General features: G+C 61.2%; 7 protein-coding genes. 5 read left to right on the top strand and 2 right to left on the bottom strand.

What is annotated here, in order from left to right:
• Window positions 1–350: 350 nt before the first annotated feature.
• Complete coding sequence (locus tag LC354_RS25350) at window positions 351–935, bottom strand: GcrA family cell cycle regulator (RefSeq protein WP_223428748.1); 585 nt, start codon at window positions 933–935, stop codon at window positions 351–353.
• Window positions 936–1,027: 92 nt separating this feature from the next.
• A complete protein-coding gene (locus LC354_RS25345; protein WP_223428747.1) occupies window positions 1,028–1,933 on the bottom strand; it encodes a DMT family transporter in 906 nt (301 codons plus the stop codon).
• Window positions 1,934–2,182: 249 nt separating this feature from the next.
• Here LC354_RS25345 and LC354_RS25340 point away from each other — a divergent pair, with 249 nt between their 5' ends.
• From LC354_RS25340 to LC354_RS25320, 5 genes are all read left to right on the top strand, one after another.
• The gene (locus LC354_RS25340) at window positions 2,183–3,355 is read left to right on the top strand and encodes an aspartate aminotransferase family protein (protein WP_223428746.1); all 1,173 of its coding nucleotides are present in this window, start codon (window positions 2,183–2,185) and stop codon (window positions 3,353–3,355) included.
• Between the two features lie 75 nt (window positions 3,356–3,430).
• A complete protein-coding gene (gene argF, locus LC354_RS25335) occupies window positions 3,431–4,336 on the top strand; it encodes an ornithine carbamoyltransferase (RefSeq protein ID WP_223428745.1) in 906 nt (301 codons plus the stop codon).
• Window positions 4,326–5,330 carry a 2-dehydropantoate 2-reductase gene (locus LC354_RS25330; protein WP_223428744.1) on the top strand — a complete coding sequence of 335 codons (1,005 nt, stop codon included), beginning with the start codon at window positions 4,326–4,328 and terminating at the stop codon, window positions 5,328–5,330. Before argF ends, LC354_RS25330 begins: the two co-directional genes overlap by 11 nt.
• Window positions 5,331–5,390: 60 nt before the next feature.
• Window positions 5,391–6,641, top strand: coding sequence for an NADP-dependent phosphogluconate dehydrogenase (gndA, locus tag LC354_RS25325; RefSeq protein WP_223428743.1), 1,251 nt, complete (start codon window positions 5,391–5,393; stop codon window positions 6,639–6,641).
• Window positions 6,589–7,079 (top strand): transposase (locus LC354_RS25320; RefSeq protein ID WP_223422653.1); only part of this gene is annotated, 491 nt, incomplete at its 3' end. The genes gndA and LC354_RS25320, both read left to right, overlap by 53 nt.

Here is a 7,079-nt window from a genome sequence, read left to right as displayed (position 1 = left end):
AGACGATGTCATCAAGCAGTACCTGGAATTACATTCCGACAAATGATGCCTCCGGCGTCAGCCGGTGGTCCTTCACTTGATGCAAAACAGAGCACTGCCAACATTTCAGGCAGAACGTACGAACTGACCTGACAGGGCACGAAGGCGATATTGAGCGTCGCACGGCCATCCAAGACACACTGCCAGTTCCGATCCCTTACGCCGGAAACATGCACCCGCAATGACCGTCCAAACGCAGCAATCAAGAGGCCAAATCATACGTCTTTCGGCCAGAAAGCATCATGGGGGAGGCGCGCAGGAACCGGGGGCAAAGCCCCCCTGAAACGTGACGTGGCGCAGCCGCCTTTGGATCAGCGACGGCGATCCCGGCGCGATGACATCGGTTGAAACGCAACGCCGACATGGGCTTCGCAGTAGGGCTTGCCCTGTTGGACGGGCAGGCCGCAAAACCAGAAATCCTCGGTGGCGGGGTCGCCGACAGGCCACTTACAGGTGCGCTCCGTCAATTCCATCAGGCCGATCTTCTTGGCCTTCTTCTCAATTTCGTTGACCTTGGCGAGCGCTTCGGGGCTGATTTCGTTGGCCGATGGCTGCGGGGGCAGGGGCTGCCCTGCGGGAATGATTTGCTTGCGCGCGGGCAAATTCGGTTTGCCCTCGGAGGGCGGCACGGGTTTGATCGCGGGCTCCGTCTTCGGCTCGACCTTGGGCTTGGAGACTGCGACCTTGGGCTTTGGGGCGGGCGCCTTGGGTTTGGCTTCGGTCTTTGCCGCTGCCGCACCACCGCTGCCTGCGCGGTTCGACAGGCCCAGTCGGTGCACCTTGCCGATCACCGCATTGCGGGTCACACCGCCAAGTTCCTTGGCGATCTGGCTGGCGGATTGGCCTTCCCCCCACATCTTTTTCAACAATTCTACGCGGTCGTCTGTCCAGGACATGAGAGGCTTTCTGAGCTAAAAAGCGGCCGCTCGCGGGGCCGCTCTGGTTCTGGTCTAGGGTCAGCGTTCTATTTTAATAGGGAACGCCAAAGTTACAAGGCATGTTCGTCGGAGACCGGTAACCTGTGCCGTCCTTCGCGCCAGGCCAGCACCAAAGCGCCGGCAATGATGATGCCTGCGCCCAGCACGGTGATGTAATCCGGCACCACATCGTAGAATACAATGTCGTAAAGGGCCGCAAAGATCAGGGTACCATAGCTGAAAGGCGCGACAAAGCTCGCGTCGGCCCGGGCCATGGCATTGACGAAACAGGTCTGGGCCACGGCCATCGCGCATCCAATGGCCGCCATCAGGCCCCATTGTGCAAGGGTGGGTGGCTGCCAGACCCACAAGACGGCCAGTCCGCCGACGCACAAACCTATCGCATTGTTGACAAACAGGATTGAAAACGGGCTTTCGCGCCGTGTCAGCTTTTTGATGATGTTCAATTCGAACCCCAGGATCACAGCCGCGCCAAGCGCCAGCAGCGCGGCAGGCTGAAAGCTGTCCGGCGTGGGGCGCAGCAAGACCAACGCACCGACCAGCGCGATTCCGGCGGCCAGCCAGCGCCATCTGCCCACACGCTCCCCCAAGAGCGGAATGGCAAAGATCATCCCGAAAACCGGATTGAGAAATGAAATCGCCGTCGCATCGGCGAGCGGGATATAGGCGACCGAAGCAAACATCAGGACCAATCCGGCCCAGCCCCCCAACGTCCGCGCCAGATGCAGCCCCAGATGCGGACGGTGCAACTCGGGCCGAAAAACCGCAACTGCCAGAGAAAAACACAAGAATGCAAACAAGAACCGGCCAAATACGATTTGGACCGGATGCATTACGGGACCAAACTGCTCTGTTCCCAGCGCCTTGGCAAAAAGCGTCGTTGCCGCAATGAATGCGGTTGCGATCCCGATGAGGGACGCGGCAAGAACCGGGTTATGTTGCTTGGCGATATACATCGGCGCAGTCCTGCGCTTGCGTGTGGGGCGGGGCAAGCGAATTTTATCTGGCGCAAGCGCCGAGAATGGTCTAAGCGGCGCACATGATCACAGCGGCTCCTCTCCGACGACGCCTCCGACGCAGCTAATCGCTGCGGTGATCCCGTGTGCCCGTTCGCACACCAAACTTCCAAAACTGTTGACCCTGCCGCGCAGCTCATGCACCAACGTCTGCATGTCGTTTCCGGCCTTTCTCCAAGGATGATCCAGATGATCTCTTCTGTTCTGCCCACCTATTCCCGCGCCCCTCTGACTTTCGTCAAAGGCGAAGGCACCTGGCTGATCGAGGCAGACGGGCGACGTTTTCTGGATTTGGGTGCCGGAATTGCGGTCAATGCCCTGGGCCATGCCCATCCGGCGCTGACCAAGGCCCTGACCGATCAGGCAGGCGCGCTCTGGCACACGTCCAACCTCTATAACATCCCGCAACAACAGGCGCTGGCCGACAAGCTGGTGGATGCAACCTTTGCCGATACGGTGTTTTTCACCAACTCCGGCACCGAGGCTTGCGAGTTGGCGGTCAAGATGGCGCGCAAATACTGGTTCGACAAGGGACATCCCGAAAAGGTGGACATCATCACCTTTTCCGGCAGCTTCCATGGCCGCTCTTCCGCCGGTATCGCCGCCGCAGGGTCCGAGAAGATGACCAGGGGGTTCGGGCCACTGTTGCCCGGCTTCACCCATCTCGAATTTGGCGACCATGACGCGATTGCACCTGCGATCACGGATCAAACCGCCGCGATCATGGTGGAACCCGTGCAGGGCGAAGGCGGCATCCGCCCGCTGCCCGACGCGTGCCTCAAGGGGCTGCGGGATCTGTGCGACGAACACGGGATATTGCTGATCCTCGACGAAGTGCAGTGCGGTGTGGGGCGGACCGGCAAGCTTTTTGCGCACGAATGGGCGGGGATCGAGCCTGACATCATGATGGTGGCCAAGGGCATCGGCGGTGGCTTTCCTCTGGGGGCCGTGCTCGCAACCGAAAACGCGGCCAGCGGTATGACAGCAGGCACCCATGGTTCGACCTATGGCGGCAACCCTCTGGGCTGCGCCGTGGGTTGCGCTGTTATGGATATCATCAGCGATGCCGAGTTTCTGGCCGAGGTGAACCGCAAGGCGGGCCTCTTGCGCCAAAAGCTCGAAGGCCTCGTCGCCGCGCACCCGGAGGTGTTTGAAACAGTGCGCGGGGCCGGGCTGATGATCGGGATCAAATGCAAGGCCACGAACCTTGATGTGGTGAATGCAGGATATGATCAGGGCGTCATAACCGTGCCCGCCGCGGATAACACGATCCGACTGTTGCCCCCGCTCACCATCACCGACGCTGAAATTGGCGAAGCAATTCTGCGCCTCGACAAGGCCGCGACAGAGCTCATGGCCTGATTTCTTCCGGCCCCAAATATCCTCGGGGGTTTGGGGGCAGACAGCCCCCAAGTCTCTCTGCCAAAGAGTAAAACCATGATGCATTTCCTCGACATTCACAGCACGCCGCAAGACGATCTGCGCAAGATCATCGACAATGCCCACGCCATGAAAACGGCGCGTGCAGGGCGGCCGAAAGGCACACCGGATGACGACCAGCCCCTCGCAGGACAGATGGTCGCCCTCATATTTGAAAAACCCTCGACCCGGACGCGCGTGTCCTTTGACGTCGGCGTGCGCCAGTTGGGCGGGCAAACCATGCTGCTGTCGGGCAGCGACATGCAGTTGGGCCACGGCGAAACCATCGCCGACACCGCGCGGGTGCTCAGCCGCTATGTGGATCTTATCATGATCCGTACCTTCGAAGAGGCGACCCTGTTGGAAATGGCCGAATATGCCACCGTCCCGGTGATCAACGGGCTGACCAACCGCACGCATCCTTGCCAGATCATGGCCGATGTGATGACTTTCGAAGAACATCGCGGCCCCATCAAGGGCAAGAAGGTCGTATGGTGCGGCGACGGCAACAACGTCTTTGCCAGCTTTGCCCACGCCGCCAAGCAATTCGACTTCGAACTGGTGTTCACCGGTCCCGAACCACTGGATCCCGAGCCCGCGCTGAAAGGGCTCTACACCACGGAACGCAATCCTCAAATTGCTGTGGCCGGGGCGGATCTGGTGGTCGCCGACACGTGGGTGTCCATGCACGACCCGCAATCGGCGCGCGAACGGCGGCACAACCAGCTGCGCGGCTATCAGGTCAACGCGGCGTTGATGAACAAGGCCAAAGACGACAGCCTTTTCATGCATTGTCTGCCTGCGCACCGGGATGATGAGGCAACGTCCGAGGTCATGGATGGTCCGCATTCAGTGATCTTCGACGAGGCTGAAAACCGTCTGCATGCGCAGAAGGCCGTCATGCGCTGGTGCCTTGGCGTCTGACGGCCTGCCTTCCCTGCGCATCTGCGTGGCAGGTGCAGGCAGCATAGGCTGCTTTGTCGGCGGGCTTCTGGTCGCGGCGGGGCATGACGTATGCTTTCTGGCGCGGTCCAAGGTGATCGATGCGGTTACGCAGGACGGGCTGCGTCTGACCGATTACGATGGGCTCGATCTGCAGCTGACCGATATCGCGATGCGCGAGGATGCACAGGCGGCGTTGAGCGGGGCCGATCTGGTTCTGGTTTGCGTCAAATCGGGCGACACGGCTGCCATTGCCAAACAGATCGCGACCCACGCTTCCGGCGCACAAGTGGTCAGCTTGCAAAACGGCGTGGCCAATGCGGCCACCCTGCGCGAGGCTTTGCCCCGTGCCGACGTGCGCGCGGCCATGGTGCCGTTCAATGTCGTTCCGCGTGGTCCGGCCACATACCACCGCGGCACTTCGGGCGACATCCTCGTCGAAGCTGGTCCGCTCCCCGCCCTCAGCAGCCCTCATCTGATCTGGAAATCCCATTCGGACATAGCGGCCGTGCAGTGGGGCAAGTTGTTGATCAATCTTGGCAATGCGGTGAATGCACTGTCCGATCTGCCATTGCTGGAGCAGTTGCAAAGCCGCGCATGGCGTCGCCTGATGGCGGACCAGATGAGCGAGGCCTTGCGCGTGCTCAAGGCCGCAGGGATCACTCCGGGCAAGGTAACGGCAGCACACCCCGCCCTGATCCCGCACATCCTGCGGCTGCCGACGCCCCTGTTTCGGCTCATTGCGGCCAGGATGCTGACGGTGGACGCCCAGGCGCGCTCGTCCATGTGGGACGACCTGAGGCAGGGCCGTCGCACTGAAGTGGACGCGTTGCAGGGTACGATCCTTGCACTGGCTGCACGCTATGGCCGTCAGGCACCGTTCAACGCCCGCATGCACAGGCTCATCAAACAGGCCGAGGCGGCTGGCAGCGGCCCGCCCGGCCTCAGCCCGAAAGATATCCGGTCCCAGGCCTGAGGCATGCACCCGCGACCATATGGTCAAGAGGGGCAGGGATCAAAAACAAGAGGAACATCAATGACAACGTCAGATATAGGGGTCTACGGGCTTGGCACGATGGGCAGCGCGCTGGCGCTCAATCTCGCCGAAAAAGGGTTCGACGTCGCCGTTTCCAATCGCGAAGCGGATTTGATCGATACCTTTGTGAAAGACGCGCCGAAAGGCGACGGGCGTCTGACCGGGCACGCGGATCTGGAGGCGTTTGTCGCTGCTCTCAAGGTGCCGCGAACCATCTTGTTCATGATCCCATCCGGTGACCCGATGGATGCCATGATCTCCGCGATCACACCTTTGCTGGGAGAAGGGGACACGATCATTGATGGCGGCAACGCGGATTTCAACGCCACGCGGGTGCGGACAGAATCACTGAGTGGTACGGGCGTACATTTTGTCGGCATGGGCGTGTCAGGCGGGGCCGAGGGCGCGCGTCACGGCCCGTCGATGATGGTGGGCGGCAGCGCCCATGCATGGGCACAGTTTCAACCCATGGCCGAGGCGATCGCCGCAAGGTTTGAAGGGGATCCCTGTGTCGCGCATCTGGGCCCGGACGGGGCAGGGCATTTTGTAAAAACCGTCCACAACGGCATCGAATATGCGGATATGCAGATGATCGCCGAGATCTACGGGATCCAGCGTGATCTTGCGGGTCTATCTGCGCCGGACATCGGGGCGATGTTTGCGCGCTGGAATGCGGGTCCGCTCCAGTCCTATCTGATCGAGAGTGCTGCCGAGGTCCTGCGCGCAATCGACGAGCAGACGGACCAACCGCTGATAGATCTCATTCTGGATCAGGCTGGCCAGAAGGGGACAGGGCGCTGGACCTTGATCGAGGCGCTCAAGCTGGGGCAATCGGCCTCGGCCATCGAAGCGGCGGTTGGCGCGCGGGGCTGGTCGTCGGAAAAGGCGACGCGGGTGGCGGCGCGCGACATTCTGGTGCCCGGCGTGCAGGAGGCTGCGGTCCCGTCCGAAGAGGATCTGGCCGACGCCATGCTTGCGGGGCGCATACTGGCCCATGCGCAGGGGTTTCGCGTGATGACCGCAGCGTCAGACGCGTTTGACTTTCCACCTAATGGATCGAAGCCACCGGCTTCTAGCCGGTCCGCTTCAGCGAATCTTTCTCTGCCCGCATTCCCCAAGTGGATCTCTGATTTCGCTGTCTTGAACGTGATATTTTCTATATATATCATGGCGTTGGTTGCTGCGGAGGATGTGTTTCATGGATCACCCAGAGGGTGCGGGCTTGCAGCGGGCAGATCGTGTGGATTTTGACCCTCGCGTGCGGCTGGAATTCCGGGGCGCTCAGCTCAGTTCGGATGGCGGCCTTCTGGTGATGCGCGAGCTTGATGACGCGCTCGGTCTGTCCAATCTGGCGTCTGCTGCCCTGTGCGATAATCGCCGTGGCAAAAACACGATCCACCGGCTCGACGGGCTGTTTCGGCAATCGGTCTACGGCCGGTTGGCAGGATACGAGGACGTCAATGACGCCGACCGTCTCGCGCTCGATCCCGTGATGCGCCAGGTTGTCGGTGGCCGTGCCGTCGATGCGCAGGCCGCATCCACGTCGCAGATGGGCCGGTTCGAGACCGAGGGACTGGCGACCGCAGAGAACCGGGCGGCTCTGTCTGATCTGAACGGCCAATGGATTGACCGGTTTCATGACCGCAACGGGCTGAAGTATATTGTGCTGGACATGGACAGCTCGGTCAG

Origin of the sequence: Tateyamaria pelophila, assembly GCF_019966495.1 — a bacterium.
Lineage (GTDB): Bacteria > Pseudomonadota > Alphaproteobacteria > Rhodobacterales > Rhodobacteraceae > Tateyamaria > Tateyamaria pelophila.
This window is presented reverse-complemented; position numbering and strand designations above follow the sequence as displayed.

Bases quoted from the DNA above. Each gene is read 5' to 3' on its own strand.
- gndA (WP_223428743.1), top strand. From the start codon at position 5,391: ATGACAACGTCAGATATAGGGGTCTACGGGCTTGGCACGATGGGCAGC.
- LC354_RS25345 (WP_223428747.1), bottom strand. From the start codon at position 1,933: ATGTATATCGCCAAGCAACATAACCCGGTTCTTGCCGCGTCCCTCATC.
- argF (WP_223428745.1), top strand. From the start codon at position 3,431: ATGATGCATTTCCTCGACATTCACAGCACGCCGCAAGACGATCTGCGC.
- LC354_RS25340 (WP_223428746.1), top strand. From the start codon at position 2,183: ATGATCTCTTCTGTTCTGCCCACCTATTCCCGCGCCCCTCTGACTTTC.
- LC354_RS25350 (WP_223428748.1), bottom strand. From the start codon at position 935: ATGTCCTGGACAGACGACCGCGTAGAATTGTTGAAAAAGATGTGGGGG.